Source organism: Pseudomonas sp. AC532 (genome assembly GCF_979258965.1).
In genome coordinates, this window is sequence record NZ_OZ409888.1 from 2454043 (window position 1) to 2480268 (window position 26226).

The 26226-nt window shown below is 64.7% G+C and carries 26 protein-coding genes and 1 other RNA gene; 9 read left to right on the top strand and 18 right to left on the bottom strand.

Annotated elements, in window-relative coordinates:
• Window positions 1–2: 2 nt before the first annotated feature.
• The 13 genes from gcvH to ACZ0AV_RS11665 form a co-directional block, all read right to left on the bottom strand.
• A complete protein-coding gene (gcvH, locus tag ACZ0AV_RS11605; protein ID WP_499151155.1) occupies window positions 3–386 on the bottom strand; it encodes a glycine cleavage system protein GcvH in 384 nt (127 codons plus the stop codon).
• Between the two features lie 85 nt (window positions 387–471).
• Complete coding sequence (gene gcvT, locus ACZ0AV_RS11610; protein ID WP_499151156.1) at window positions 472–1566, bottom strand: glycine cleavage system aminomethyltransferase GcvT; 1095 nt, start codon at window positions 1564–1566, stop codon at window positions 472–474.
• Between the two features lie 207 nt (window positions 1567–1773).
• Window positions 1774–3390: an ABC transporter permease gene (locus ACZ0AV_RS11615; RefSeq protein ID WP_499151157.1), complete on the bottom strand. Its 1617-nt coding sequence runs from the start codon at window positions 3388–3390 to the stop codon at window positions 1774–1776.
• Between the two features lie 128 nt (window positions 3391–3518).
• Complete coding sequence (locus ACZ0AV_RS11620) at window positions 3519–4136, bottom strand: hypothetical protein (protein WP_499151158.1); 618 nt, start codon at window positions 4134–4136, stop codon at window positions 3519–3521.
• Window positions 4137–4210: 74 nt separating this feature from the next.
• Window positions 4211–5212 (bottom strand): extracellular solute-binding protein, encoded by a 1002-nt coding sequence (locus ACZ0AV_RS11625; RefSeq protein WP_499151159.1) that lies wholly within the window; start codon window positions 5210–5212, stop codon window positions 4211–4213.
• A gap of 160 nt (window positions 5213–5372) precedes the next feature.
• On the bottom strand, window positions 5373–7808 hold the full coding sequence (locus ACZ0AV_RS11630; protein WP_499151160.1) for a TonB-dependent siderophore receptor: 2436 nt from the start codon (window positions 7806–7808) through the stop codon (window positions 5373–5375).
• Between the two features lie 117 nt (window positions 7809–7925).
• Window positions 7926–8861, bottom strand: coding sequence for a FecR domain-containing protein (locus ACZ0AV_RS11635; RefSeq protein ID WP_499151161.1), 936 nt, complete (start codon window positions 8859–8861; stop codon window positions 7926–7928).
• 3 nt (window positions 8862–8864) lie between these two features.
• A complete protein-coding gene (locus ACZ0AV_RS11640; RefSeq protein ID WP_499151162.1) occupies window positions 8865–9365 on the bottom strand; it encodes a sigma-70 family RNA polymerase sigma factor in 501 nt (166 codons plus the stop codon).
• A gap of 85 nt (window positions 9366–9450) precedes the next feature.
• Window positions 9451–10671: a 2-octaprenyl-3-methyl-6-methoxy-1,4-benzoquinol hydroxylase gene (locus ACZ0AV_RS11645; RefSeq protein WP_499151163.1), complete on the bottom strand. Its 1221-nt coding sequence runs from the start codon at window positions 10669–10671 to the stop codon at window positions 9451–9453.
• 13 nt (window positions 10672–10684) lie between these two features.
• Window positions 10685–11167 (bottom strand): DUF4442 domain-containing protein, encoded by a 483-nt coding sequence (locus ACZ0AV_RS11650; RefSeq protein WP_499151164.1) that lies wholly within the window; start codon window positions 11165–11167, stop codon window positions 10685–10687.
• On the bottom strand, window positions 11164–12354 hold the full coding sequence (ubiH, locus tag ACZ0AV_RS11655; RefSeq protein WP_499151165.1) for a 2-octaprenyl-6-methoxyphenyl hydroxylase: 1191 nt from the start codon (window positions 12352–12354) through the stop codon (window positions 11164–11166). The genes ACZ0AV_RS11650 and ubiH overlap by 4 nt, the downstream gene beginning before the upstream one ends.
• Window positions 12355–12358: 4 nt before the next feature.
• Window positions 12359–13693, bottom strand: a complete 1335-nt coding sequence (gene pepP / locus ACZ0AV_RS11660; protein ID WP_499151166.1) for a Xaa-Pro aminopeptidase — start codon at window positions 13691–13693, stop codon at window positions 12359–12361.
• Between the two features lie 38 nt (window positions 13694–13731).
• Window positions 13732–14286 carry a YecA/YgfB family protein gene (locus ACZ0AV_RS11665; protein WP_499151167.1) on the bottom strand — a complete coding sequence of 185 codons (555 nt, stop codon included), beginning with the start codon at window positions 14284–14286 and terminating at the stop codon, window positions 13732–13734.
• Window positions 14287–14431: 145 nt separating this feature from the next.
• Here ACZ0AV_RS11665 and ACZ0AV_RS11670 point away from each other — a divergent pair, with 145 nt between their 5' ends.
• From ACZ0AV_RS11670 to ACZ0AV_RS11685, 4 genes are all read left to right on the top strand, one after another.
• Window positions 14432–14641 (top strand): TIGR02449 family protein, encoded by a 210-nt coding sequence (locus tag ACZ0AV_RS11670; RefSeq protein WP_499151168.1) that lies wholly within the window; start codon window positions 14432–14434, stop codon window positions 14639–14641.
• Window positions 14638–14952, top strand: a complete 315-nt coding sequence (locus ACZ0AV_RS11675) for a cell division protein ZapA (protein ID WP_499151169.1) — start codon at window positions 14638–14640, stop codon at window positions 14950–14952. The genes ACZ0AV_RS11670 and ACZ0AV_RS11675 overlap by 4 nt, the downstream gene beginning before the upstream one ends.
• 33 nt (window positions 14953–14985) lie before the next feature.
• Window positions 14986–15164: non-coding RNA, 6S RNA (gene ssrS / locus ACZ0AV_RS11680), on the top strand.
• Between the two features lie 109 nt (window positions 15165–15273).
• Window positions 15274–15870, top strand: a complete 597-nt coding sequence (locus ACZ0AV_RS11685) for a 5-formyltetrahydrofolate cyclo-ligase (RefSeq protein ID WP_499151170.1) — start codon at window positions 15274–15276, stop codon at window positions 15868–15870.
• On the opposite strand, the gene ACZ0AV_RS11690 is transcribed toward ACZ0AV_RS11685, so the two are convergent.
• Complete coding sequence (locus tag ACZ0AV_RS11690) at window positions 15867–16007, bottom strand: hypothetical protein (protein ID WP_499151171.1); 141 nt, start codon at window positions 16005–16007, stop codon at window positions 15867–15869. The genes ACZ0AV_RS11685 and ACZ0AV_RS11690 overlap by 4 nt on opposite strands.
• Before the next feature lie 120 nt (window positions 16008–16127).
• On the opposite strand from ACZ0AV_RS11690, the gene ACZ0AV_RS11695 reads away from it, so the two are divergent.
• Complete coding sequence (locus ACZ0AV_RS11695) at window positions 16128–16577, top strand: EVE domain-containing protein (protein WP_499151172.1); 450 nt, start codon at window positions 16128–16130, stop codon at window positions 16575–16577.
• Here ACZ0AV_RS11695 and ACZ0AV_RS11700 read toward each other — a convergent pair whose 3' ends face one another.
• A complete protein-coding gene (locus ACZ0AV_RS11700; protein ID WP_499151173.1) occupies window positions 16578–16994 on the bottom strand; it encodes a flagellar basal body-associated protein FliL in 417 nt (138 codons plus the stop codon).
• A 141-nt stretch (window positions 16995–17135) separates the two neighbouring features.
• On the opposite strand from ACZ0AV_RS11700, the gene ACZ0AV_RS11705 reads away from it, so the two are divergent.
• The 4 genes from ACZ0AV_RS11705 (at window position 17136) to fecA (ending at window position 22119) form a co-directional block, all read left to right on the top strand.
• Complete coding sequence (locus ACZ0AV_RS11705) at window positions 17136–18113, top strand: NADPH:quinone oxidoreductase family protein (RefSeq protein WP_499151174.1); 978 nt, start codon at window positions 17136–17138, stop codon at window positions 18111–18113.
• A gap of 82 nt (window positions 18114–18195) precedes the next feature.
• On the top strand, window positions 18196–18708 hold the full coding sequence (locus ACZ0AV_RS11710) for a sigma-70 family RNA polymerase sigma factor (RefSeq protein WP_499151175.1): 513 nt from the start codon (window positions 18196–18198) through the stop codon (window positions 18706–18708).
• 2 nt (window positions 18709–18710) lie between these two features.
• Entirely contained in the window at window positions 18711–19670 is a 960-nt protein-coding gene (locus ACZ0AV_RS11715) for a FecR domain-containing protein (protein WP_499151176.1), read from the top strand.
• Between the two features lie 73 nt (window positions 19671–19743).
• Complete coding sequence (gene fecA / locus ACZ0AV_RS11720) at window positions 19744–22119, top strand: TonB-dependent Fe(3+) dicitrate receptor FecA (protein WP_499151177.1); 2376 nt, start codon at window positions 19744–19746, stop codon at window positions 22117–22119.
• Window positions 22120–22189: 70 nt separating this feature from the next.
• Here the strand turns inward: fecA and ACZ0AV_RS11725 are convergent, their stop codons facing one another.
• The 3 genes from ACZ0AV_RS11725 to rho all read right to left on the bottom strand — a co-directional run bounded on the left by ACZ0AV_RS11725 (window position 22190) and on the right by rho (window position 26197).
• Entirely contained in the window at window positions 22190–23158 is a 969-nt protein-coding gene (locus ACZ0AV_RS11725; RefSeq protein WP_499151178.1) for a CDP-6-deoxy-delta-3,4-glucoseen reductase, read from the bottom strand.
• Window positions 23158–24624, bottom strand: coding sequence for a 4-hydroxy-3-polyprenylbenzoate decarboxylase (gene ubiD / locus ACZ0AV_RS11730; RefSeq protein ID WP_499151179.1), 1467 nt, complete (start codon window positions 24622–24624; stop codon window positions 23158–23160). Before ubiD ends, ACZ0AV_RS11725 begins: the two co-directional genes overlap by 1 nt.
• A 313-nt stretch (window positions 24625–24937) precedes the next feature.
• Window positions 24938–26197: a transcription termination factor Rho gene (gene rho / locus ACZ0AV_RS11735; RefSeq protein WP_499151180.1), complete on the bottom strand. Its 1260-nt coding sequence runs from the start codon at window positions 26195–26197 to the stop codon at window positions 24938–24940.
• Between the last annotated feature and the right edge of the window lie 29 nt (window positions 26198–26226).

Genomic DNA, 26226 nt, shown 5'->3' on the forward strand with positions numbered 1-26226 from the left:
GCTTAGCCGTCGATGCTCGCCGCGTAGCCGGCGCTGTCCAGCAGCTTCTGCAATTGCGAAGCGTCGCTCGGCTGCAGCTTGAAGAACCAGCTTGCGTAGGGGTCGTTGTTGACGCTTTCAGGGCTGTCGGCGAGCGCCTCGTTGATCGCGATGACTTCACCGCCGACCGGGGCATAGATGTCTGAAGCGGCTTTCACCGACTCCACCACACCGGCTTCCTGCCCGGCGTCCAGCACTTTGCCGAGCTCGGGCAACTCGATGAACACCACATCGCCCAAGGCCTCCTGAGCATGATCGGAAATGCCCACGGTCACGCTGCCGTCGGCCTCCAGTCGCGCCCACTCGTGGCTGGTGGCGTAACGCAGATCGGCGGGGATAGAGCTCATGTTGTCGTTCCTCATCAGACAGGACGGCGACCGCGCCGTCAGGGAAATTTAGCAGGTGCAGGCCGCCGCTGTCAGGCGCACATCATCAGATCAACACTTTGCCGTGGCGCACGAAACTCGGTTGCACCACGCGCAACGGATACCACTTGCCGCGAATCTCGACCTCGGCACGGTCACCAGTGCCAGCCGGCACACGGGCCAGGGCGATCGACTTGCCCAGGGTCGGCGAGAAGCTGCCGCTGGTGATCTCGCCTTCGCCTACGCCATCGACCCGTACCATCTGATGGGCACGCAGCACGCCGCGCTCTTCCAGCACCACGCCGACCAGCCGCGAATGCAGGCCGTCCTGATACTGACGCTGCAGCGCCTCGCGGCCGATGAAGGCACGCGCGGCGGGCTCCCAGGCCACTGTCCATGCCAGGTTGGCGGCCAACGGAGACACCTGTTCGTCCATGTCCTGACCGTAGAGGTTCATGCCGGCCTCCAGGCGCAGGGTATCGCGTGCGCCCAGGCCAATCGGCGAAATGCCGGCACCCACCAGGTCATTGAAAAACGCCACTGCTTCGCCGACCGGCAGCATGATCTCCAGGCCGTCTTCACCGGTGTAGCCGGTGCGCGCGATGAACCACTCGCCATCGGGCAGGCCCTGGAATGGCCTGAGCTCGTGGATCAGATTGGCCCGCGACTGGCTGACCAGTTCGCTGGTCTTGGCCCGCGCCTTGGGGCCCTGAATGGCGAACATCGCCAGGTCGCTGCGCTCGTGCAGCTCGACCGTGAAATCGCCGCTCTGCGCGCGCATCCAGGCCAGGTCCTTGTCACGCGTGGCGGCATTGACCACCAGGCGATAGCGTGCTGCCGGCGCCGTGTCGAGCCGATAGACGATGAGGTCGTCGATTACCCCGCCCTGCTCGTTGAGCATGGTGCTGTACAAGGCCTTGCCGGCCACTTGCAGGCGCGCCACGTCATTGGCGAGCAGGTGCTGCAGGTAGGCGCAGGCGTCTGCGCCCAGCACATCGACGACGGTCATGTGCGAAACGTCGAAAACCCCGCAATCACGACGCACCTGGTGATGCTCCTCGACCTGCGAGCCGTAGTGCAACGGCATGTCCCAGCCGCCGAAATCGACCATCTTCGCGCCGAGCGCGAGGTGCAGGTCGTAAAGAGGTGTGCGCTGTCCCATGGGATCTCCTTCCGGGCGTTGCAAGGCTGTAGCGCGCACGGATAGGGCCATTCCAGGTAAGCATGGAAGTGGCTGCATGGCGGGCCGCAGCGAATGGCGCGCATTGTAGCCGCATGGTCGGGGCCGGTCATCCCGGACATTGGCAGGCCTTGTAACAAATCCGGCGCGACGGCCCGGCAACCGCTCTGGCACCAGCTTGAGAACCGTTTATCCGATTCGCTGCGCCGAGCGCCGAATCAGCACGATCACCGGCAGCAGGCCCACCAGCACCAGGGTCAGGGCCGGCAGCGCAGCGCGCGCCCATTCGCCTTCGCTGGTCATCTCGAAAATGCGCACGGCCAGGGTGTCCCAGCCAAAGGGGCGCATCAGCAGCGTGGCGGGCATCTCCTTGAGCACATCGACGAACACCAGCAACGCCGCCGCCAACGCGCCTGGCGTCAGCAGCGGCAGGTACAGGCGCAGGAACAGCGCCACGCCGCCAACGCCCAGGCTGCGTGACGCCTGGGGCAGCGATGGGCGGATGCGCGCCAGGCTGGTCTCCAGCGGCCCGTAGGCCACCGCCAGAAAGCGGATCAGGTAGGCCAGCAGCAGGGCACCGAGGCTGCCAAGCAGCATGGCCTTGCCGGCACCGCCCAGCCACCTCGACAGGGGAATCACCACGCCGTTGTCCAGGCTGCTGAAGGCCAGCATGATGGCCACGGCCAGCATCGAACCGGGCAGTGCATAGCCCAGGTTGGCCAGCCCCACGGTGGCGCCCATCATGGGCGTCGGCACCATGCGCCGGGCGAACGCCAGCAGCAACGCCACCGAGACCGTGATCAGCGCCGCCATGCCGCCCAGGTAGAGCGTGTGCAGAATCAGCCCCAGGTAGCGCTCGTCCAGATCGAAGCGGCCGCGCTGCCAGAACCACACCAGCAGTTGCAGCAGCGGGATGACGAAGGCGCAGGCGAATACCAGCAGGCACCAGGCGCTGGCCGCAAGGCCACGCAGGCCGGTCAGCCGGTACAAGGCGCCAGTGCGCGCGCGCTCGGCGCCGGGTCGCGCGGCACCGCGGGAACGGCGCTCGGCGTAGAGCACCAGCATCACCGCGAACAGCAGCAGGCAGGCCAGTTGCGCGGCGCTGCCAAGGCTATAGAAGCCGTACCAGGTCTTGTAGATGGCGGTGGTGAAAGTATCGAAATTGAACACCGATACCGCACCGAAATCCGCCAGGGTTTCCATCAGCGCGAGTGCCAGCCCGGCGCCGATGGCCGGCCGCGCCATCGGCAAGGCGACTCGCCAGAAAGCCTGCCAGGGCGTGTGCCCAAGGGTACGCGCCGCCTCCATCAGGCCCCGGCCCTGGGCCATGAAGGCGTTGCGCGCCAGCAGGTAGACATAGGGATAGAACACCAGCACCAGGACGATGATCACCCCGGCGGTGGAGCGCACCCGCGGAAAGCGCACACCACTGCCCAGCCACTCGCGCAACAGGGTCTGCACCGGCCCGGAGAAATCCAGCAGGCCGACGAACACGAACGCCAGCACATAGGCGGGTATCGCAAAGGGCAGCATCAGCGCCCAGTCCAGCCAGCGGCGGCCCGGGAAGTCACACAGGCTGATGAGCCAGGCCAGGCTCACGCCCAGCACCGTCACCCCGATGCCGACCCCGAACACCAGCGTCAGTGTATTGCCGATCAGCCGCGGCATCTGCGTCTGCCACAGGTGCGACCAGATCTGCCGGTCCACCTCGTGCCAGCTGGACAGCAACACGGCCAGCGGCATGAGCACCAGCAGGGCTACGGCAAACGCGATGGGGTACCAGCGACGCTGGGACGGATGAGCCACATGCACTCCTCGAAGACCGGGCTGCCAACCTGCCACACTGCACAGCCACGTTGCGGCACGCGCCAACCCGGTAAAGCACGACGCCCCGGACAGGCCGGGGCGTCAAACGGCAAAGACCAGCGCCGAATTCAGATACCGTCCTCGGCACGCAGCGTGCGCTCGGCCTTGTCGGCTGCACTCTTGCTCTGCCATTTCGGCAGGTAGTCGAGTTTGCGCGCACGAATGCTGTCGATATTCTTCTGGTACCAGTTCCGGGCGTCAGGGCCGATGGTCATCCAGCTCGTCGACTCGTCCCAGTCGCTGAAATCGCTCGACTGCAGGCTGTTCTCGGCATTGGCGTCATTGCGAATGGGCAACAGTGAAAAACGCGCCTTCCATACCCCCATCCGTGGCGCTACCAGAACGTGGTAACGCTTGCCCGCTTCCAGATTGGCGGCGAGAAAATCGGCGTTTTCCGATACCACCATGAACAGATGCTCGCCCGGCTCGGCCAGGTAGGCGACCTTGCTCTTGGACGAGACCACGCCGGCGAACACGTCGTCGCCGGTGGCGCGCGTGTCGTACACCGACGACTGCACGGCGCCGCCCATCGACGACGGCCGCATGAACACGACCAGCGCCTTGTCAGCCGTGGCCTGCGGTTCGACGCCGTCGCTTGGCGCCACCATCAACGATGACTGGCAACCGCCAAGCACCGCCATTACGAAAAACAGGCCCAGTACACGGGGCAACGAAGCGAGCAACATGAGAACGTCCTTGTGAGGAGAATGAAAAGGCCGCGGTCATACACCGCGGCCAGCATTCAAACAAATCGAGGTGATTAATTCCAGCCGGCTCGGTCCATCAGGCGGATGGCTTCGGCCTGGCGCTTGCCAGCCACTTCCACGGCAATGCTGTCGGCCTTGAAGTCACCCCAGGCGGCCACTTCGGCCGATGGTTTCACCTTCGGGTTGGCGGGGAACTCCCTGTTGCTGTCGGCGAACAGATTCTGCGCTTCGGCGCTGGTCATCCACTCCACCAGCTTCTGGGCCGCCTGCGGGTTTGGTGCGTGCTTGGTCAGGCCGATGCCGGACAGGTTGACGTGCACACCACGGTCCTGCTGGTTCGGCCAGAACAGCTTGGCCTTGATATCCGGATTTTGCTGCTCCAGGCGACCGAAGTAATAGGTGTTGACGATACCCACGTCGCACTGCCCGGCGGCCACGGCATTGATCACCGAGTTGTCATCGGGAAATACGTCGGTGGCGAGGTTGTTGACCCAGCCCTTGATGATCGCTTCGGTCTTGGCCTCGCCATGGGTCTCGATCAGCGTGGCGGTCAGCGACTGGTTATAGACCTTCTTGCTGGTACGCAGGCACAGGCGGCCTTCCCAGTTCTTGTCGGCCAGTGCCTCGTAGGTGGTCAGCTCGCCGCTCTTTACCCGCTCCGGCGAGTACACGATGGTCCGCGCACGCACCGACAGCCCCGTCCAGGCGCCGCTGGTGGCGCGATACTGGGCCGGGATGTTGGCTTCGACGACGCTCGACTTCATCGGCTGCAGGATGCCCATCTGTTCCGCCTGCCAGAGGTTACCGGCGTCCACGGTGAGCAGCAGGTCCGCCGGCGTGTTGTCGCCCTCGGCCTTGATGCGCTCCATCAGTGGTGCTTCCTTGTCGGTGATGAACTTGACCGCCACACCCGTCTTGGCGGTGTAGGCATCGAACACCGGCTTGATCAGTTCGTCGATACGCGAGGAATAGACTACCACCTCATCGGCCGCCTGAACGGCGCTGGACAGGGCACTCAGGGTAAATACTGCTAGCAGCGCGCGACGTACCGACATGACAACAACCTTGTTGGAGTGAAAGAAGCGAGGATGATAGTTACTCGCATCTAAGACGCACACCTGCAGGTCGTTGCCAGATATTACCGTTCGTCCCGAAACCACATGCCCCCGGCGCACGCCAATCCTGCGCAAGCGCGTGGCAGCGGCTGAGGCTGGGTCAGTAGGTGTATTGCAGGCTGGTCATGACGTTACGTGGGGCGCCATACAAACCTGCCGCCGTGGTGGTGAGGTATTCCTTGTCGAACAGGTTGTTGAGGTTCACCGACGCGGACAGCGCCCGCGTGAGCTGGTACCTCGCCATGAGATTGACCAGCGCGTAGCTGCTCTGCGTGGTCGCATAGCTGAGGTCATAGCCACTCTCGCTCTGCCAGTTCACACCGCCGCCGACGGTAAGCTTGTCCAGGGCGCCAGGCAGCCTATAGCTGGTGAACAGCTTCACGCTGTTACGCGGGATCTCGGTGACGATACGTTTGTCGTCATCATTGAAACTGACGCTGTAGGAGTAGCCCCCGGTGAGCTGCCAACCGTCGGCCAACTCACCATTGACCTCCAGCTCCACACCTTCGCTGGTGGTGCCATTTTCCGCCTTGTAGGCCTGGAAACCGCTGGGCTGCAGCAAGCTGCCGTTGGCCACCGCGAGGTTGTCCTGCTCGACGCGAAACACCGCCAGGCTGCCATTGAGGCGCCCGTCGTAGAAGTCAGCCTTCAGCCCGAGCTCATAGCCGGTGCCTTCCTGAGGATCCAAAGGCGTGCCACTGACGTCGCGGATGTTGGCGTTCTGCGGATTGAATATCTGCGTGTAGCTGGCATAGGCCGTCCAGGTGTCGCTGAGGTCGTAGACGAAACCCGCATAGGGGATGACGATACCGGTTTCGGTACGCTCCGTTTTGCTGGTGGCGCCGCCGTACAAACGGCTTTTGCTTTCGCGATTCCAGTCCACCGCACGCGTACCGAGGATCAGGCTGGCCGCATCGGTCAGGTGCCAGCGCGACGTCAGGTAGGCGGCGTACTGGGTTTCGGTCAGGTCACTTTCACCGATCTTGTTGAACACCGGTTTCGGCGCCTGGCCGTTCCAGCCGTAGATGTTGTCGATGCTGCCGGCATAACCGGAGCCCGGGCGCTGCCAACCGCCATAGTTGGAGGTTCCCCGCTCCTCGAGGCGCGCCAGGGTGACCCCGCCGATAAGCTCGTGTTCGCGGCCTAGCAGCGGGAAGAAGCCGGTGAGATAGGCGTCGAGATTGTCCTGCTCGGGTGTCGCCTGCCAGCGGGTCGGCATGATGTAGGCACCCGAGCCAGTGGTCGGATTGATCAGGCCGTCCATGTAGCTGACCACAGTGTCGTAATCGTTGCGCGCGTGGCTGTACTCCACCTTGCCGCTCCAGCCATTGGCGAACTGATGCTCGACGGAGGTGAACAGCGTGCTCTGCTGACGGTCGTAGTACGTCCAGTCAGGCGAGCTGTTGAACGAACGCTTGATGTCGGTTCTTCCGCCGTCGGTGGTGAACAGCGGAAAGCCGGTGCGCATCGGCGCGTTGCTGTTGGTCGTCTGATGGCTGAAGCCCAGGGTCAGCAGGGTCGATTCGCTCAGATCCAGCTCGGTGATGCCGTACAAGGTGCTCACCTCCTGGCTGAAGCGGTCGATCCACGCATGCTGGTCCTTGTGATCGACGACGAAACGCCCGCGCACGTTGCCACTCTCGGTCAACGCGCCGCCGACATCTACCCCCAGGCCGTAACGATCCCAGCTACCGGCTTCTGCCGACAACTGCACCCTGGGCTCGATGCCCGGGCGCTTGCGGATCAGGTTGATGGTCGCGGAAGGGTTGCCAAGGCCGCTGACCAGCCCGGTTGCGCCACGCACTACCTCTATCCGGTCGTACATGGCGGTGTTCTGGGTGTAGTTGTCCATGCCTGCCGACGTCGGTACGCCGTCGATGGCGAAGTTGCGGATGGCGAAGCCGCGCGACAGATAGGTGGTGCTGTCAGCGCCCAGGCTTTCGCGAATCACGGTGATGCCAGCGGTGGCCTCCAGGGCATCGGTGAGGCTGTCGAGGTTCTGGTCATCCATGCGCTGGCGGGTCAGCACGGTGACCGATTGCGGCGTTTCCTTGAGGGACAGGTTCAGGCGTGTCGAGCTGCTGGACGATTCGGTGGTATAGGAGCCCGTGCCCTCGGTGGTCGACCCCGGCGCCTTGCCGGAAATGCTCAGTGCGGACAGCTCAATTCCCTGGCCCCGGCTGGCAGGTACCAGCACATAGCTGCCATTGCCCTGGCGCTGGGCCTGCAAGCCGCTGCCTTGCAGCAGGCGCGCGAGTCCTTCGTCCACGCCGTAGTCGCCCTGCAGGCCCGGCGAATCGAGCCCTTCGGTCTGCACGGCGGCGAATGAAAGCGTCACCCCGGCTACCGTTGCGAACTGGCTCAGCGCGGTACCCAGCGAGCCCGGCGCAATACGGTAGCTCTGCCCCCCTGCCTCTTGCGCCAGGGCGTGGCCCGGCAAGGCGCAGAGCAAGGGTATCGGCGCACAGGCCAGACCGAACAGGGCCAGGTGAACGGCGCGAGCCATCGGCTTGGCCGGCGAGAGAAAGCGGGGCATGGTCATTTCCTTGTCATGAGCTGGGCAGATCCGCGGTGATGCAAAACCGCTTCATGTGCTTGGCCGAATGAGAATGAAAATCGGCAACCCCACCTAGCTTTTTTCTTGCAGAACAGCTCAAGCAGGCTCGATACGCGCCCAATAGCGACTCAGGTAACGCACCCGAATGGGCAGCGAGGCGCCCAGGTTTTCCAGAATGATGTCCGTGTCGTCGATCCGAAAAGCGCCAGACAGGCGCAGGTCTGCCACCGCGTCGGCACAGCTCAGATAGCCGGGACGGTAGCGCCCCAGCTCGGCGACGAAGGTATCCAGGCGCCAGTCGATCACCGTCAGCATGCCCTGGGCCCAGGCACCTGCTCCCGGGGGCAATACGCTGGGCGTACCAACCGCAGCGGCCTCTAAATCGACCCGTTGATTGGCGCCGATGCGCACCGCCAGACTGGCCTGCCGGGCCGCACGTACCTCGACCGCATCCTCCAGCACCGCAACCTGAGTTTTGTCGCCCTCGCAGCGCACGCTGAAGCAGGTCCCCAGCGCGCGTACGCTGCCCTGCGCGGTGTGCACCACGAAGGGCCGCACAGCCGGGTCGGCAGCGGTGCGCACGAGTATTTCGCCGCGATGCAGATGCAATTGACGAAGGCTGGTGTCAAAACGAACATCCACCGCTGTGGCGGTATTCAGATCCAGCACGCTGCCATCGCTCAGCTGCAAGTGGCGGCGCTCGCCGGTAGCCGTGCGCTGATCGGCAAGCCAGCCCTGCTTAGGTGCGAGTTCGAAGGACGCCCAGCCCGCCGCCCCGGAAGCGAGCAGCAGACCCAGGGTCTTCAGCACCATCCGTCGCCGCGCTCGCACACCGTCCAGCGCGGGCAGCGCGACATCGGCAGGCAAGCCACCGAGCTGATGCTGCAGGCGCTCCACCCGTGCCCAGGCCTGACGATGCCGCGGGTGCTGCGCCAGCCACTCACGGTGCGCCTTGCACTCGGCTTCGCTCGGCGGCGCGGCGTTGAGCTGCACGTACCAGGTGGCGGCGGCCTCGAGGATTTGGCGATCCATGGCTCAGTCGTCCATCAGCAACAGGCAATGGGTCATGGCACGGATCAGGTGCTTCTTCACCGTGGTCACCGACACGCCCAGGCGCTCGCCGGTCGCCACATAACTGAGCCCCTCCAGCTGCACCGCCAGGAAGATACGCCGCGTGCGCTCACCGAGGCCGTCGAGCATGGCGTCGACCGCCGTCAGGGTTTCCAGGATCAGCAGGCGGGTTTCCGGGGAAATGTCCATCGGCTCAGGTCGCAGCGCCAGCACATCGAGATAGGCCTGCTCGACGGCCTGACGGCGAAACTTGTCGATCATCAGCGCACGGGCGATGGCGCTCAGGTAGGTGCGCGGCTCGCGGATGGCCTGCACGTCACGGGCGCTGAGCAACCGCACAAAGGTGTCCTGAGCCAGGTCGGCAGCATCGCTGGCATTGCCCAGGCGAGCCCGCAGCCAGCCCTTGAGCCAGCCGCTGTGTTCTACGTAGAGAAGATGCAACGCGGAATGATCCGGGCCGGACATGGCAGCACCAGCGATTAAAGATGATAATGCATCGCATTGTCATGCAGTAATCAACGTCACGCAAGGGATGAGAATCCCAGGATGCTTAGCGGGCCTTGGCCAGATCCGGCAAATCGCCGCTCAGGCCCAACGCCTGGCGGACGAACAGCGCTTTGGCTTCGTCCAGCCCGTCAACCAGGCCCAACCCGGTGTTGCGCAACAGGCGCAACGTGAGCGAGTCGCTCTGGAACAGGCGCTGGAAGCCCTCCATCGCCGCCATCATCGCCAGGTTGTGCGGCATGCGACGGCGCTCGTAACGGCTCAGTACACGCGGGTCGGCCAGCCGTTCACCACGCACGGCGGCTTGCCCCAGCACCTCGGCGAGTACCGCTGCGTCGAGCAAGCCGAGGTTGACGCCCTGCCCGGCCAGCGGGTGGATGGTATGGGCGGCGTCGCCGATCAGCGCCAGCCCGGGCTCGACATATCGCTTGGCATGGCGCTGACGCAGCGGAATGCACAGCCGGCGATCCGCCTGTAAAACCTGACCGAGGCGGTGCTCGAATGCCTGCCCGAGAGCGCTGCAGAACGCCTCATCGGAGAGCGCCATCAGTTCGCTGGCCTGCTCCGGCGTGGTCGACCAGACGATGGAGCACCAGTGTTCGCCATCACGCTCGCCCAGTGGCAGGAAGGCCAGTGGGCCTTGGTCGGTGAACCGCTGCCAGGCAGTGGCCTGGTGCGCCTCGCTGCAGCGCACGCTGGTGACGATGGCGTGGTGCAGGTAGTCCCATTCGCGGGTTTCGCAGCCGGCCAGGCGGCGCACTGCCGAATTGGCGCCATCAGCTGCGACCACCAGCGGTGTGCGCAGCTCGCGGCCATCGGCGAGGGTCAGCAGCCAGTCGTCGCCAGAATGGCGCAGCCGTTCCAGGCGCGCATTGGCGAGCAGGCCGACAGCACCGTCATGCAAGCGCTCCAGCAGGGCGTCCTGCACCACGCGGTTCTCGACGATATGGCCAAGGGTATTGGCATGCACGCTGGCCGCGCTGAAATGGATGTTGCCGGTGCCGCTGCCATCCCAGACGTACATGTCGCGGTAGGGGCAGCTGCGCCGCGCCAGCACGCCCGACCAGGCGCCGAGGCGCTCGAGAATGCGCTGACTGGCCATCGACAGGGCGCTGACCCGGGGCTCGTAGGCGGAAGCGGCGTCAAATGGCTCGGCCTGCAGCGACCCGCCGTCCACCACCAGGCACTCCAACCCCTGCTGGCGCAAGGCAAGCGCCAGGGCGCTGCCGACCATTCCGGCACCGACGATGATCAGGTCTGCGCGCATCTCGTCCATTCCCTCAGGCTGCCTGCTGCAGGCGCGGTTTGCGCCGCACGTAAAGCGTCTTGTGTACCCGCGCCACCAGGGCGCCCTCACCGTCACGCACTTCCACCTGCAGGTCGGGCAGGTACTTGCCACCGGCTGCGGTGCGCTCGCGCACATCGTCGATAAAGGCCTGGCCAATGGCGAACGAGGCGAACACCGGGCCGCGGCCTGGCGTGATGAAATCGATGCTGGCAGCTTTGTCCCAGACTACATAATCGCGACCGAGGTTCTCCATCAGCATCAGCATGAAGAACGGATCGGTCATCGCATACAGGCTGCCGCCGAACTGGGTGCCCACGTAATTGCGGTTGTACCAGCGTAGCGCCATCTTCACCTCGACCTGGCGAAAGTCCGGAGCGATGCGCCGGATCCACACGCCGGCGCCCAGGTAGGGCGGGTAGAGGTTCATGATCCAGCGCAGCACGCGGGCCTTGCGCGCCAACTGGCGGGCGCTCATTGCGCGTTACCGCGGGTGCCCATGCCCATGGCCTGGCGCGCGAACCAGCGTTTGGCTGGCGGCAGCAGCTCCAGGCCGAGCAGCCCCAGGTTACGGCCGGCAGCCAGCAGCGGCTGATCGGTGCTGAACAGGCGGGTGACCTGATCCGAAAAGCCCACGGTGGCGGCCTGATCAGCGGCCTGAGCGCCAGCATAACGCTGCAGCGTGGCCAGGTCGCCGAGCGGCACGGCGCTCGCCAGCAGCGTATCGGCTAGGGCGCGCACGTCACGCAGGGACAGATTGAAGCCCTGCCCGGCGATCGGGTGCAGGCTGTGGGCCGCGTTGCCGAGCACCACCAGGTTGGCGCGCACCTGTTCGGCCGCCTCTACCAGCACCAGCGGATACGGCACCCGCGCGCCGACCTGGCGCAAGGCCCCCAGGCGGTAGCCGAACGCCGCCTGCAGCTCGGCGAGAAAGGCGCGCTCATCCAGGTGCAGCAATCGCTCGACGTCGCGGCTCGGGTGTGTCCACACCAGTGCGCAGCGGTTTTCGGTGAGCGGCAGCAGCGCCAGCGGCCCGGACTCGGTGAAGCGCTCGAACGCTTCGCCGCCGTGGGCAAGCGACGGGGTGATATTGGCGATCAGCGCGGTCTGGTCGTACGGCCGCTGCTGCACCGTGATGCCCAACTGCTCGCGCAACGAAGAACGCCCGCCGTCGGCGAGTACCGCCAGCGAGCAGTCGATCAGGGTTTCGTCATCGAGGGTCAGCCGGTAGCCATCCATCTCGGCGTCCATTCGCTCGACCTGCGCCGGGCAGCGCCACTGGATCACCTCGGCATCCAGTGCCTGCCACAGGCAATGACCAAGCCAGGCGTTCTCCACCACGTAGCCGAGGGCGGGAACGCTTTCCTCCCTAGCGCTCAAGCGCGCCGCGGCGAAGCGCCCGCGATCGGACACGTGGATCCGCTCGATGGCCGTTGCCCGCTCGGCGATTGCAGGCCATACGCCAAGGCGTTCGTAGATAAGCCGCGAGCCGTAGGACAACGCCGTTGAGCGGGCATCGTAACTGGGCTGGTAGGCCTCGCCAGGCGCGAACGGCTCGATCAGCGCAATGCGCCAACCGCGTTTGCGCGCCTCGGGCTGCAGCGCCAGCGCCAGGCTGGCACCAACCAGCCCACCGCCAATGATCGCCAGATCGACCCGAAGCATGGCCTCAGGCGACCTGTGTACGGGCAGCGGCCATCAACGCCTCGATCTCGTCGACGGCCTTGGGCACGTCGCCGGTGAGAATTTCGCAGCCGGTCTTGGTCACCACCACATCGTCCTCGATACGGATGCCGATGCCGCGCCATTTCCTGGCAACGTTCTGGTTGTCCACCGCAATGTAGATGCCCGGTTCGACGGTCATCGCCATACCCACTTCGAGCACGCGCCATTCGCCGCCAACCTTGTATTCACCGACATCGTGAACGTCCATGCCCAGCCAGTGCCCTGCACGGTGCATGTAGAACGGCTTGTAGGCCTGCGCCTCGATCAGTTCGTCGAGGTCGCCCTTGAGCAGGCCCAGCCTGACCAGGCCGGCGGTGATCACCCGCACCGTGGCCTCGTGGGCTTCGTTCCAGTGGCGCCCTGGGGCGATATGCTTGATGGCCTCCAGGTTGGCCGCCAGCACGATCTCGTAGATGGCCTTCTGTTCGGCCGTGAACCGGCCGCTGACTGGAAAGGTACGGGTGATGTCACTGGCGTAGCAGTCGATTTCGCAGCCGGCGTCGATCAGCACCACATCGCCGTCCTTGAGGAGCGCATCATTCTCGCGGTAATGCAGGATGCAGGCATTCTTGCCCGCCGCGACGATGGAGCCATAGGCTGGCATCTTCGCGCCCCCCTTGCGGAACTCGTAATCCAGCTCGGCTTCCAGGTGGTACTCGTGGAGCCCGGCACGACTCGCCTGCATGGCACGCACGTGGGCGCGGGCGGAAATCTGCGCGGCCTCGCGCATCACCTTCACTTCACCGGCGGATTTGTAAAGGCGCAGGTCGTGCAGCAGGTGGTTGAGCGCCACGAATTCCTTCGGTGGCGTGGCCCCCTGGCGCGCCTTGGAGCGGATGACGTTGACCCACTCCATCAGATGACGGTCGAACTCGGGGTTGGTGCCCACGGCGTAATAGACGCGTTCGCGGCCTTCGATCAGCCCCGGCAGGATGTCGTCGATATCGCCAATGGGGAACGCATCGTCCGCGCCGTAGCGGCTGATGGCGCCTTCCTGGCCGGCACGCAGGCCATCCCACAGCTCGCGCTCGGGGTCACGTTCGCGGCAGAACAGCACGTACTCGCCGTGTTCGCGCCCTGGAATCAGCGCGATCACCGCCTCGGGCTCGGGAAAGCCTGACAAGTACTGGAAATCGCTGTCCTGGCGGTAGACGTGCTCGACATCGCGGTTGCGGATGAACACCGGAGCCGCCGGCAGGATGGCGATGCTGTTGGGTTCCATCTGCGCCATCAGCGCCTTGCGTCGACGGGCGTATTCCGCTTTGGAGATGCTGGTCATGGGCACGCAGGTTCCGGTCGGTCGGGTGGAGGTCAGACTCAGTGCAGAGAGGGCTTCGGCGTTGGGGCCACCGGCTTGTTGCACTCGGCGAACAGCAGCAGAGGCGCTACACGCAGGTATTCGGTGACTTCCATGTAATCGTTTTCGCCGTCCTCGGATTCGTCCAGGGCATTCTGCACCTGGGCGATGGCGGAAAGATCCTGCAGCACTTCCATGGCCTCGGCGCTTAGCGCGGCGTCGCCCGAGGTCAGCCCGAAACCACCGAGGAAGCCCTGGCACCACTGGCCTAGAGCCGCGGCGCGCTCGGCCAGCGGCGCCTCGTCGGAGGGCAGCAGCAGGACCACGGTGACATCGTCACCGGTCAGCTCGCCTCGTACCATTTCCTGCAGGCCGATCAGCGCCTGACGGACATTTTCCGGGGGTTCGCTGCCGAGCAGTTCGGTGGCGTCGACCAGCCAGGGGCCTGCGTCGAACCCGGCGCCGGCGCAACTGCGGCCCAGCAGCAGGCCATGCAGTTCGGCGGGAGAAACAGAAGAGCCGCCACTGGCGAGCAAGGTGGCGAATGCAGCGTAGGGAGAACTGGAAGTCGGCATCGATCACTAGGCGCCAGGAGACGCAATCACTAGAATGGAGGCCTTGTATCCTAGCACCGGCAGACGCGCCAAGACCATCAGCGGGTTTGACCCCTCCTGAAGCCGCGCCTATACACTCCGGACAACCCTGCCAAAGCGAGAGCCAATGGAAGACGCCGATTTACAAGCCCTGACGGCCAAGCTGGAACTGCTGATCCAGCGCGTCGAGCGACTCAAGGCACACAACCGTCTCCTGCAGGAAAGCGAGCAGGCGTGGCGCGAAGAACGCGCTCATCTGATCGAAAAGAACGAAATGGCACGGCACAAGGTCGAATCGATGATTTCGCGCCTCAAAGCCCTGGAGCAGGACTCATGACCCAATCGAATACCGTTACCGTCCAGATACTGGACAAAGAATATTGCATCGCCTGCCCCGCGGACGAACGCAGCAATCTGCAGAGTGCCGCCCGCTACCTGGATGGCAAGATGCGTGAAATACGCAGCGCCGGCAAAGTCATCGGTGCCGACCGGGTCGCCGTGATGGCCGCGCTGAACATCACCCACGACCTGCTACACAAGCAGCAACACCTGGATAAACAGGCCTCCGCGACCCGTGATCACGTGCGTGACCTGCTGGGTCGTGTCGACAATGCGCTGGTCGACGACACCGATGGCCGAGGTGTCTGATCAACGGTCGTCAGTTTGCGGTATACTGGCCGCAGCTCCCTGGAGTGTGCGCCAGTTGGTGATGTCCCTGAGCCGATACGCACAACCCTGGGGGTTGTCAGTTGATGCCGGTGTGCATGTCCGCTCGACGGAAAGCCTTAAGGTTTCCTGCAACCTCCACCTTGAACTTTCGGGTTCAAGGGCTAAACCGACAGCGGCATGCTGGGGAGTCACAATTTATAGCCCGTTGCTGGCTTACGCCGGCAGCGGGCTTTTTATTGCCCGCGATTCCTCGCCACCCACCAGGGTTTCGATGATCGCCCCCGACGCTGTGCTTGCGGCATGATCGAGGCCGCCCCGCTCACCCGCGCCCAGCTGCGCCGCGCCCTGCGCCAGCAGCGCCGCAGCCTCGCACCGGCAGCCCAGCAACGCGCAGCCAAGGCGCTCTACCGGCAACTGGCGCAGCACCCGCTGTTTCGCCGAGCCCGGCATGTGGCGCTGTACCTGGCCAACGACGGAGAAATCGATCCGTGGCGGCTGGTGGCTGCCGCCCATGCCCGTGGCAAGCGGGTCTACCTGCCAGTGTTGAAAGCCTGGCCACGCACCAGCATGGTCTTTCAGCGCATCGATGCGCACGAAAAGCTCGCAGCCAATCGCTTTGGCATTCCCGAACCACGCCGCGACAGCACACGACAGCGCAAGGTATGGGCTCTCGATCTGATTCTGCTGCCGCTGGTCGGTTTTGATCGGCACGGTGGCCGGCTCGGCATGGGGGGCGGTTTCTATGACCGCAGCCTGGCTTACCGCGCACGGCGCAAAAATTGGCACAAACCGACGCTGCTCGGGCTGGCCCACGGCTGCCAGCAGGTCGACCGACTGACGATGGCCAGTTGGGACATCCCCCTGGATGCCACGGTCACCGACCACGGCTGGTACTAGCGCGGCGGCGCACTCCAGTGCGGCGCTGCGGACGAGGTGGTGCCTTGCTGCCACTGGCTTTGCGTGTAACCGGCGGTCACCATCCCCAGGCTGAACACCACCACCAGTACCCACAACAGATCCGGCTTGCGCCTCATGCATCGCCCCCTCCCGGCTCAAGCGACCGGGTCTGACAAGGTAGAATTCGTCGACCAGCTTCCACGTAGCCGCTGCCAACTGCCGGCTACGTCCATTGCCCCGATCCGAGAGCAAAGTTCATGCCCTACTGGCTGATGAAATCCGAACCCGACGAACTTTCCATCCACGACCTGCAGCGCCTGGGTACCGCACGCTGGGACGGTGTGCGCAACTACCAGGCGCGCAATTTCATTCGCAGCATGCAGGCAGGCGATCAGTTTCTGTTCTACCACTCGAGCTGCCCGCAGCCAGGCGTAGCCGGGATTGCCCGCATCGCAGGCAGCCCGTACGTCGACCCCACTGCGCTGGACGCCAGCAGTCACTACTTCGACGCCAAGGCCAGCGCCGAGAAGAATCCCTGGACGGCGGTAGACGTGACCTTCGTCGAGGCTTTTGCGCGGGTCATCCCGCTGGCCGAGCTGAAAGCCCAGAGCGCCCTGCAGGAGCTGGCGCTGGTACACAAGGGCAGCCGCCTGTCGGTGATGCCGGTGACGCAGGCACAGTGGACGGCGATTCTGCTGTTGAGGTGATCAGCCCTGCAGGATCAGGTTGTTGAACAGCAGGTCTTCGACCAGTGGCTGGCCTTCCTCGTCGCTGAGCACCTGCTGCACCTGCTTGAGTGCTTCCTGGCGCAGCTTCTCCTTGGCGTCCGGCGTGGCCAGGCTTTCCTCGGTCTGCTGGGAAAACAGCATCACCAGTTGATTGCGAATCAGCGGTTCATGGTGGGTCACCTTGGCCTCGGCCTCGGTGCCGGTCACACGCAGGGCGACATCCGCCTTGTAGTACTTGAGCTTGGGACCGGTGCCGAAGTTGCCAACCAGCGCGGGGGTCAGGCTGTGATAGATCACCTGGGGCACGGCACTCTCGCCTTCCTTCTTTTCTTCTTCATTGGCGAAGGCAGGCAGCGACAACGCACAGGCGAGCAGCAGGGTCAGAAAGGTTTTCACGGGCGATCTCCATTGAACTGCCGGCAAGCATAGCAACGCCTGCGGCCGATCCCAATGCTTATGGGCGCCCATCAAAAGCAGCGATGCTGATTGACCCGCAAGCGGCCGCTCCTAGACTGCAGGAAACACGAGGTGATTCCCATGAAAGCACTGCTCTGCAAGGCCTTCGGCCCCGCCCATACTCTGAGCCTGGAAGCCGTCGACAACCCGTGGCCGAAGGCCAACGAGGTGCTGATCGAGGTGCATGCCGCCGGGGTGAATTTTCCTGACTCGCTGATCATCGAAGGCACGTACCAGTTCAAACCGCCCTTCCCGTTCGCACCAGGCGGCGAGGTGGCCGGCGTGGTCAGTGCGGTGGGCGACAAGGTGAACCACCTGCACGCCGGCGACCGGGTCATGGCGCTGACCGGCTGGGGCGGCTTCGCCGAGCAGGTCGCGGTGCCCGCTTATAACGTGCTGCCGATGCCCGAGAGCATGGATTTCATCAGTGCCGCCGCCTTCGGCATGACCTACGGCACGTCGATGCATGCGCTGCGGCAACGCGCCGGGCTGCAGGCCGGCGAAACCCTTTTGGTGCTGGGCGCTGCCGGTGGCGTGGGCCTCGCTGCAGTGGAAATCGGCAAGGCCATGGGTGCGCGGGTAATCGCGGCGGCAAGCAACCCTGCCAAGCTGGAGATTGCCCGACAGGCGGGCGCCGACGCATTGATCGACTATACCGCGCAGAACCTGAAGGATGAGGTCAAGCGCCTGACCAATGGCCAGGGCGCCGACGTGATCTACGACCCGGTGGGTGGCGACCTGTTCGATCAGGCCGCGCGCAGCATTGCCTGGAACGGCCGCCTGCTGATCGTCGGCTTTGCCAGCGGGCGCATCCCGGAGCTTGCGGTCAACCTGCTGCTGCTCAAGGGGGCGGCAGCCGTGGGCGTATTCTGGGGCGCTTTTGCGCAGCGCCAGCCCGCCGACAACGCGGCCAATTTCGGCCAGCTGTTTGCCTGGCATGCCGAAGGCAAGCTCAAGCCGCTGGTATCGGAGACCTACGCCCTGGCGGATGGTGGTGCGGCTATCGAGGCATTGGCGCAGCGCAAGGCGGTCGGCAAGCTGGTGGTGAGGGTGCGCTGAGGCCGGGCCGATCGCACACACGGGCTATGCAAATGAGAATTACTGCTATATAAAGCGCGCTTTATTTCCGGATATTGCGCGCATGCCGACCCGGTCCAGTTCGCCTTGCGGCCCTGACGCGGCGCACCGCCTCTACACCGAGCACCACAGCTGGCTGCGCCTGCGCCTGCAGCAGCGCCTGGGCTGCGCGTTCGATGCGGCGGACCTGGCCCACGACACCTTCCTGCGCATTTTCGCGCGCCGGGATCTGGCCGATATTCGCGAGCCGCGCCCTTACCTGGCCACCGTCGCCAAGGGCCTGATGGTCAACCACCTGCGCCGCCGCGCCCTCGAGCGCGCGTACCTGGACAGCCTGGCCAACCTGCCGCAAGACCAGCAGCCCGATCCCGAAACGCGTTACCTGCTGCTGGAAACCCTGCTGGAAATCGATGCCCTGCTCGACGGCCTGCCAGCCAAGGTGCGCCAGGCATTTCTGCTTTCGCAACTCGACGGCCTGACCTACGCCGAGATTGCCGGGCGCCTGGGCGTGTCGCTCAGCTCGGTGAAGCAGTACATGTTCAAGGCCATCCGCCATTGTATGCAGCCGGGCCTCTGAGCGTGACTATCCGCCCCTCCCATCAGCCCCCATCGGATGCCGCTCTGGATCAGGCCGCCCACTGGTTCGTGACCCTGCACGCCGGCGATGCCAGCGAACAAGACCAGCAGCGCTGGCGCCAGTGGCTCGACGCCTGCCCGGAAAATGCGCGGGCCTGGGCCTGCGCGAATGGCGTAGGCGGGCACTTCAAGGGCCTGCCGAGTGACCTGGCCAGAGCCACGTTGAGCGTGCCGACCGGCATCAACCGGCGCCGCGCGGTCCGGCATCTGGCGCTGCTGATCGGCGCGGGCGGCTGCGGTTGGCTGGCGCTGCGCGAGCAACCCTGGCAGCGCTGGACCGCCGACTACCGAACCGGACTGGCCGAACGGGGCGAATGGCGCCTGACCGATGGCAGCCTGCTGAGCCTCAACAGTGCCAGCGCGGTGACCCTCGAATTCACCCCGCACGAGCGTCTCGTCAACCTGCTGGAGGGCGAGCTGCTGTTGGAAACCGGCCGCGACCCGCGTCCGCTCCGGGTGAGCAGCGCAGAAGGCAGCGTACGCCCGATCGGCACGCGGTTTTCGGTCAGCCAGGAGCTCGGCGCCACGCGGGTGGCCGTGTTCAGCGGCAGCGTGCTGCTCACCCCGGGCGCCGATCCGGCCCGGCAGCGCCAGTTGCAAAACGGGCAGGCGTCGCGCCTCTACCGCACGCGCAGCGATGCGCCGACGGTGGCAAGCGACGACCTGCTGGCCTGGCTGCACGGCATGCTGATCGCCGATGACATGCCCCTGGGCGAATTCGCCAGCGCCTTCGAGCGCCAGCGGCGTGGCCGGGTGACCTGCGCAGCGGCGGTCGCCAACTTGCGCATCTCCGGCGCCTTTCCGTTGGATGACAGTGACCGCGCGCTCGATTCCCTGGCCGCCAACCTGCCGGTACGCATCCGCCGTTTCACCCGTTACTGGGTGCATATCGAGCCACGCTGAAAAAAACTTCCCGCGGCCTGTACCTTTTCGACGCTCGACTGGCCCTTCAATACACCACCCATTGGAGGGCAACATGGTCTCGCTCACGTCCTTTCCCACCCGTCACCCGCTCACCCTGGCAATCGGTCTGACCCTCGGCACACTGGGCGCCCTGCCGGTCGATCAGGCGCTGGCCGCCGACAGCAGCCTGCCGCAGGCAGAAACCCGCCACTATGACGTGCCAGCCGGCCCGCTGGGCGCCGCCTTGTCGCGCTTCGCCGCGCAGAGCGGCGTGCTGCTGTCCTTCGACCCGGCACTGACCGCGGACAAGAGCAGTGCCGGCCTCACGGGCAGCCATGGCGTCGATGAAGGATTCGCCCGGCTGCTGCAGGGCAGTGAGCTGACCACCGAACGCGCCATCGATGGCGGCTATCGGCTGCAACCCCTGACAGCCAGCGCCAGCAGTGGAACGGTGCAGTTACAGCCCTCCAGCGTGGTCGGCGACTGGCTGGGCAGCGCCGATGCGCTCGACGTGTACAACCATCCCGGGGCACGCGACGTGATCCGCCGCGAGACCTTCGAACAGGTGGGTGCCGGCAGTGCCCGCGAGGTGCTCAACCGTATCCCCGGCGTCAACGCCCCGGAGAACAATGGCACCGGCAGCCATGATCTGGCACTGAACTTTGGCATCCGTGGCCTCAATCCACGCCTGGCCTCGCGCTCGACAGTGCTGATGGATGGCATTCCTGTGCCCTTCGCGCCTTACGGCCAGCCGCAGCTGTCCCTGGCCCCCTTATCGCTCGGCAACATGGACGCCATCGATGTGGTTCGCGGCGGCGGTGCGGTGCGCTACGGCCCACAGAACGTCGGCGGTATCGTCAACTTCGTGACCCGGGCGATTCCCGACCAGCCGACCCTCAAGGGCGGCCTGCAGAGCGAGGTCAGCCCGTCCAGCAGCCAGGATGGTTTGAAGAACACCGGCAATCTGCTGATCGGTGGCACCAACGACAGCGGCCTGGGCGGCGCCCTGCTCTATTCCGGTACCCGGGGCAGCGACTGGCGCGAGCACAGCGACACGCAGATCGACGACCTGATCCTCAAGGGCAGGTACAGCGCCGATGGTGTGCACACCTTCTCGGCCATGGGCCAGTACTACGAGGGCGAGGCCGAGATGCCCGGCGGCCTGAGCACCGCCGACTTCGCTGCCGACCCCTATCAGTCCACGCGCCCCTACGACAGCTTCTGGGGCCGCCGCACCCTGGCCAGCACCACCTACGCCTATACGCCGGATGCCGATCGGCAACTGACGGTCACCAGCTTCTTCACCAAGACCCTGCGCAGCGGCTTCCTCGAGCAGGGCAACTTCCTCTCGCTGTCGCCGCGCGAGTACTGGGTACGCGGTATCGAAACCCGCTATTCGCAAGCCTTCGACACCGGCGCCCTGCACCATGAAGTGGGCGTGGGTTACCGCTATGTCAGCGAGTCGAGCCACGAACAGCGCTTCCGCAACCCGACCAGCACCGGCGTGCTGCCCAGCACGGCCAGCCGTCGCGATCGCAACAGCCGTGGTGAAACAGAAGCAAGCGCGGTGTACATCGATGACCGTATCGATATCGGCAATTGGACCATCACCCCCGGCGTGCGCTACGAGAAGATCGCTTCCCGCCAGGACGACAAGATCAATGGCACCCGTGCAGCCGGGCGCTACAACACCGCCCTGCCGGCGCTCAACGTGCTGTACCGGGTCAATGACCGGGTGAACCTTTACGCCAATACCGAAGGCTCGTTCGGCGCCGTGCAGTACAGCCAGATGGGCAAGGCAATCGCCAGCGGCGATGTCGAGCCGGAGAAGGCACGTACCTGGGAAATCGGCACCCGCTATGACGACGGGCTGGTGCAGGCCGAGATCGGCGCGTTCCTGATCAACTTCGACAACCAATACGAGAGCAACCAGCAGACCAACGACGTGTATGCGCGTGGCGAGACGCGCCACCGCGGTGTGGAGAGCAGCGTCAACTATGCACTGGAAGCCCTCGACCCGGCACTCGCCGGCGTGTCGGTGTACGCCACCTACACCTTCGTCGATGCGCAGATTCGTGAAGACGGCCTCAACAAGGGCAACCAGGTACCGTTTTCGTCGCGCCACAAGGGCGTTATCGGCGCCCGCTATGAAACCGGCCCCTGGCAGTGGGGGGTGGATGGCAGCTACCAGAGCAGCCAGTTCGCCGACAACGCCAATACCCGAGCCGAAACGGCGGCCGGCAACAACGGCGAGATTCCCGGCTACATGGTCTGGGGGCTACGCGGTGCCTACGACTTCGGCCCGCAGCTGTCCGACCTGACGGTCGCGGCGGGGGTCAAGAACGTCTTTGCGCGGGAGTACTACACCCGCTCGTTCGACGACAACAACAACGGCAAGTACCTCGGCCAGCCACGCACGGTCTACCTGCAGACCTCACTGGCCTTCTGATCGCCACCCTGGCGGCGTGCGCGGCACGAGGGCCGCTCACGCCACCACCGGGTGCCGAACCGGCCGTCGGCTAGCCGCGCGGCGCGTAGGCGAACACGTCGGCGCGCATCTGGTGGGCGTCCATGCCGGCCGCGACCAGCGCGTCCAGCGTGGCGTAGACCATGTTCGGTGAGCCGCTGGCGTACACGTGCAACGCGCCGAGCGTGTCGAAGTCTTCGCAGATCGCCTCATGCAGCAGGCCGCAACGGCCCTGCCAGCCACACTGGTCGCTGACCACCTGATGCAGGAACAGGTTGGGCAGCGCCTGCCACTGCTCCCAGTGCGGCAGGCGGTAGAAATCTTCCGGCCGGCGTGCGCCCCAATAAAGGTGCACAGGATGGGCGAAGCCGCGCGAACGACACTCCTCGATCAGGCTGTGCATCTGCGCCATGCCGGTACCCGCGGCGATCAACACCAACGGCCCGTCCGGCAGCTCGGCCAGGTGAGCGTCGCCAAACGGCAGCTGGACCCGCGCCATGCCCTGTTCACGCAGTTGCTGCAGGAGGTTGAGGGCGCTCGCTTCACGGCCGAGGATATGCAACTCCAGGTCGCGGCCGTCCTGGGGCGCCGAGGCCAGCGAGAATGCCGACTTTTCGCCGTCCTGGCGTTCGATCAGCAGGTACTGGCCGGCGTGGTAGCGCGGCGGCTTGCCCGCGGGCGCACGCAGGCGCACGCGCCAGACATCGCCGCCGGCGTCGATGCATTCCAGCACCTGGCAGCTCAGGCTGCGTACCGCCAGTTCACCCGGCGCCAACACACCGTCCCAGTGCAGCACGCAGTCTTCCAGCGGTTCGGCGATACAGGTATACAGCTCACCGTGATCGAGCTCGGCACCGCCCTGGCGCACGCGCCCTTCGACCAGCAATGCCATGCACACATGGCAGTTGCCGTTGCGGCAGCTCTGCGGGCAGGTGTAGCCGAGGCGCCGGGCTGCATCGAGAATAGGCTCGCCGGCCGCGACGTCGAGGACGGCTCCGGAGGGTTGCAAGGTGACCTTCATCAATCGATTCCCAACTGGCTCCAGATTTCATCCACCCGACGCGTGACCGCCTCGTCCTTGACGATCGCCCGGCCCCATTCGCGGCTGGTCTCGCCCGGCCACTTGTGGGTGGCGTCGAGGCCCATCTTCGAGCCGAGGCCGGAGATCGGCGAGGCGAAGTCGAGGTAGTCGATCGGCGTGTTCTCGATCATCACCGTATCGCGCTTGGGGTCCATGCGCGTGGTGATGGCCCAGATCACGTCGTTCCAGTCGCGGGCATTGATGTCGTCATCGGTGACGATCACGAACTTGGTGTACATGAACTGGCGCAGGAACGACCACACACCCAGCATCACGCGCTTGGCGTGACCCGGGTACTGCTTCTTCATGGTTACCACCGCCATGCGGTAAGAGCACCCCTCCGGCGGCAGGTAAAAATCGGTGATTTCGGGAAACTGCTTCTGCAGGATCGGCACGAACACTTCGTTGAGCGCCACGCCGAGAATCGCCGGTTCATCCGGCGGACGACCGGTGTAGGTGGAGTGGTAGATCGGGTCGCGACGACGGGTGATGCGCTCGATGGTGAACACCGGGAAGGTGTCGACCTCGTTGTAGTAGCCGGTGTGATCGCCGTACGGGCCTTCCGGCGCGGTCTCGCCCGGATGGATCACGCCCTCGAGGACGATCTCGGCGCTGGCCGGCACCTGCAGGTCACTGCCGATGGCCTTGACCAGCTCGGTGCGATGGCCCCGCAACAGGCCGGCGAAGGCGTATTCGGAGAGGGTGTCGGGTACCGGCGTCACCGCGCCGAGGATGGTCGCCGGGTCAGCGCCCAGCGCCACGCACACGGGGTACGGCTTGCCCGGGTGTTTCTCGCACCACTCGCGGTAATCCAGTGCACCGCCGCGATGGCTGAGCCAGCGCATGATCACCTTGTTGCGACCGATCACCTGCTGGCGGTAGATGCCGAGGTTCTGGCGCTCCTTGTTCGGACCCTTGGTGATCGTCAGGCCCCAGGTGATCAGCGGCGCCACATCGCCTGGCCAGCAATGCTGGATCGGCAATTTGGCGAGGTCGACGTCATCGCCCTCCTCGATCACTTCATGGCACGGCGCATCCTTGAGAACCTTGGGCGCCATGCTGATGACCTTCTTGAAGATCGGCAGCTTGTTCCACGCGTCCCTGAGGCCCTTCGGCGGCTCGGGTTCCTTGAGGAACGCCAATAGCTTGCCGATCTCGCGCAGCTCCGACACCTCCTCCGCGCCCATGCCCAGCGCCACCCGCTTGGGCGTGCCGAACAGGTTGCCGAGCACCGGCACGCTATGGCCGGTGGGGTTCTCGAACAGCAGCGCCGGGCCACCCTTGCGCAGGGTGCGGTCGCAGATCTCGGTCATTTCCAGGATTGGCGACACCGGCGCCTGAATGCGCTTGAGCTCACCGCGCTTTTCCAGGCCGCTGATAAAGTCGCGCAGGTCGCGATACTGCATGCTGGAGCCTCTCGAATCGGGGCGCAAAGTTTAGCGCCGAAGTCGGTCTTGCAGAAGAATAGCGGTAGTACAGACAGACAAAAGCCGGGTTTACCCGGCTTTTGGAGTGCAACGAATAGCATTGGATCGTAGCGAGCGAAGGTCAGGCAAGGGCTAGGCGCCCCCGCGAAGCAGACGAAAAAGCGGTGTGTACTGTTGTACACCGCATGACTCGCTTCGCTCGCCCCTTCGGGGCCGCACTAAAGTGCGTCAGCCGCAAGCGGCTTTCTGAGCCTGTTTTCAACGCAGCATCACCTTCGCGCAGTAGATCCTCTTACTTGCGCTTCATGGACATGAAGAACTCGTCGTTGGTCTTGGTCGCTTTCAGCTTGTCGATGAGAAACTCGATGGCGGCGATCTCGTCCATCGGGTGCAGCAGTTTGCGCAGAATCCACATGCGCTGCAGCTCGTCTTCGGCGGTCAGCAACTCTTCGCGGCGGGTACCGGCGCGGTTGATGTTGATGGCCGGGAATACGCGCTTCTCGGCGATACGACGATCCAGGGGCAGCTCCATGTTGCCGGTGCCCTTGAATTCCTCGTAGATCACTTCGTCCATCTTCGAGCCGGTTTCGACCAGCGCGGTGGCGATGATGGTGAGCGAGCCACCTTCTTCGATGTTACGCGCGGCGCCGAAGAAGCGTTTCGGCTTTTCGAGAGCGTGGGCGTCGACACCACCGGTCAGTACCTTGCCGGAGCTCGGGATCACGGTGTTGTAGGCACGCGCCAGACGGGTGATGGAGTCGAGCAGGATGACCACATCCTTCTTGTGCTCGACCAGGCGCTTGGCCTTCTCGATGACCATCTCGGCCACCTGCACGTGACGGGTCGGCGGCTCGTCGAAGGTCGACGCCACCACTTCGCCGCGCACCGTGCGCTGCATTTCGGTCACTTCTTCCGGGCGCTCGTCGATCAGCAGAACGATCAGGTGGCACTCGGGATTGTTACGCGCGATGTTCGCTGCGATGTTCTGCAGCATGATGGTCTTACCGGCTTTTGGCGGTGCGACGATCAAACCACGCTGGCCCTTGCCGATTGGCGCGCAGAGGTCAATCACCCGGCCGGTGATGTCCTCGGTGGAGCCGTTGCCGGCTTCCATGGTCAGGCGCTTGTTGGGGAACAGCGGCGTCAGGTTTTCGAACAGAATCTTGTTCTTGGCGTTTTCCGGACGGTCGAAGTTGATGCTGTCGACCTTGAGCAGGGCAAAGTAACGCTCGCCTTCTTTCGGTGGGCGGATCTTGCCAACGATGGTGTCACCGGTACGCAGGTTGAAGCGACGGATCTGGCTTGGCGAGACGTAGATATCGTCCGGGCCGGCGAGATAGGAAGCGTCTGCAGAGCGGAGGAAGCCGAAGCCGTCCTGGAGAATCTCCAGCACGCCATCACCAGAGATTTCCTCGCCGCTTTTCGCGTGCTTTTTCAGCAGGGAGAAAATCACGTCCTGCTTGCGCGAACGGGCCATATTTTCTATGCCCATCTGTTCGGCCAATTCGAGCAGTTCGGTAATCGGCTTTTGCTTGAGTTCAGTCAGATTCATATAGGAATGACGTAATCGTATAAGGAGGG

Coding starts and splice junctions, on each gene's coding strand:
- gcvH (WP_499151155.1), bottom strand. CDS start 386: ATGAGCTCTATCCCCGCCGATCTGCGTTACGCCACCAGCCACGAGTGG.
- gcvT (WP_499151156.1), bottom strand. CDS start 1,566: ATGGGACAGCGCACACCTCTTTACGACCTGCACCTCGCGCTCGGCGCG.
- ACZ0AV_RS11620 (WP_499151158.1), bottom strand. CDS start 4,136: ATGTTGCTCGCTTCGTTGCCCCGTGTACTGGGCCTGTTTTTCGTAATG.
- ACZ0AV_RS11625 (WP_499151159.1), bottom strand. CDS start 5,212: ATGTCGGTACGTCGCGCGCTGCTAGCAGTATTTACCCTGAGTGCCCTG.
- ACZ0AV_RS11630 (WP_499151160.1), bottom strand. CDS start 7,808: ATGCCCCGCTTTCTCTCGCCGGCCAAGCCGATGGCTCGCGCCGTTCAC.
- ACZ0AV_RS11635 (WP_499151161.1), bottom strand. CDS start 8,861: ATGGATCGCCAAATCCTCGAGGCCGCCGCCACCTGGTACGTGCAGCTC.
- ACZ0AV_RS11640 (WP_499151162.1), bottom strand. CDS start 9,365: ATGTCCGGCCCGGATCATTCCGCGTTGCATCTTCTCTACGTAGAACAC.
- ACZ0AV_RS11645 (WP_499151163.1), bottom strand. CDS start 10,671: ATGCGCGCAGACCTGATCATCGTCGGTGCCGGAATGGTCGGCAGCGCC.
- ACZ0AV_RS11650 (WP_499151164.1), bottom strand. CDS start 11,167: ATGAGCGCCCGCCAGTTGGCGCGCAAGGCCCGCGTGCTGCGCTGGATC.
- ubiH (WP_499151165.1), bottom strand. CDS start 12,354: ATGCTTCGGGTCGATCTGGCGATCATTGGCGGTGGGCTGGTTGGTGCC.
- pepP (WP_499151166.1), bottom strand. CDS start 13,693: ATGACCAGCATCTCCAAAGCGGAATACGCCCGTCGACGCAAGGCGCTG.
- ACZ0AV_RS11665 (WP_499151167.1), bottom strand. CDS start 14,286: ATGCCGACTTCCAGTTCTCCCTACGCTGCATTCGCCACCTTGCTCGCC.
- ACZ0AV_RS11670 (WP_499151168.1), top strand. CDS start 14,432: ATGGAAGACGCCGATTTACAAGCCCTGACGGCCAAGCTGGAACTGCTG.
- ACZ0AV_RS11675 (WP_499151169.1), top strand. CDS start 14,638: ATGACCCAATCGAATACCGTTACCGTCCAGATACTGGACAAAGAATAT.
- ACZ0AV_RS11685 (WP_499151170.1), top strand. CDS start 15,274: ATGATCGAGGCCGCCCCGCTCACCCGCGCCCAGCTGCGCCGCGCCCTG.
- ACZ0AV_RS11690 (WP_499151171.1), bottom strand. CDS start 16,007: ATGAGGCGCAAGCCGGATCTGTTGTGGGTACTGGTGGTGGTGTTCAGC.
- ACZ0AV_RS11695 (WP_499151172.1), top strand. CDS start 16,128: ATGCCCTACTGGCTGATGAAATCCGAACCCGACGAACTTTCCATCCAC.
- ACZ0AV_RS11705 (WP_499151174.1), top strand. CDS start 17,136: ATGAAAGCACTGCTCTGCAAGGCCTTCGGCCCCGCCCATACTCTGAGC.
- ACZ0AV_RS11710 (WP_499151175.1), top strand. CDS start 18,196: ATGCCGACCCGGTCCAGTTCGCCTTGCGGCCCTGACGCGGCGCACCGC.
- fecA (WP_499151177.1), top strand. CDS start 19,744: ATGGTCTCGCTCACGTCCTTTCCCACCCGTCACCCGCTCACCCTGGCA.
- ACZ0AV_RS11725 (WP_499151178.1), bottom strand. CDS start 23,158: ATGAAGGTCACCTTGCAACCCTCCGGAGCCGTCCTCGACGTCGCGGCC.
- ubiD (WP_499151179.1), bottom strand. CDS start 24,624: ATGCAGTATCGCGACCTGCGCGACTTTATCAGCGGCCTGGAAAAGCGC.
- rho (WP_499151180.1), bottom strand. CDS start 26,197: ATGAATCTGACTGAACTCAAGCAAAAGCCGATTACCGAACTGCTCGAA.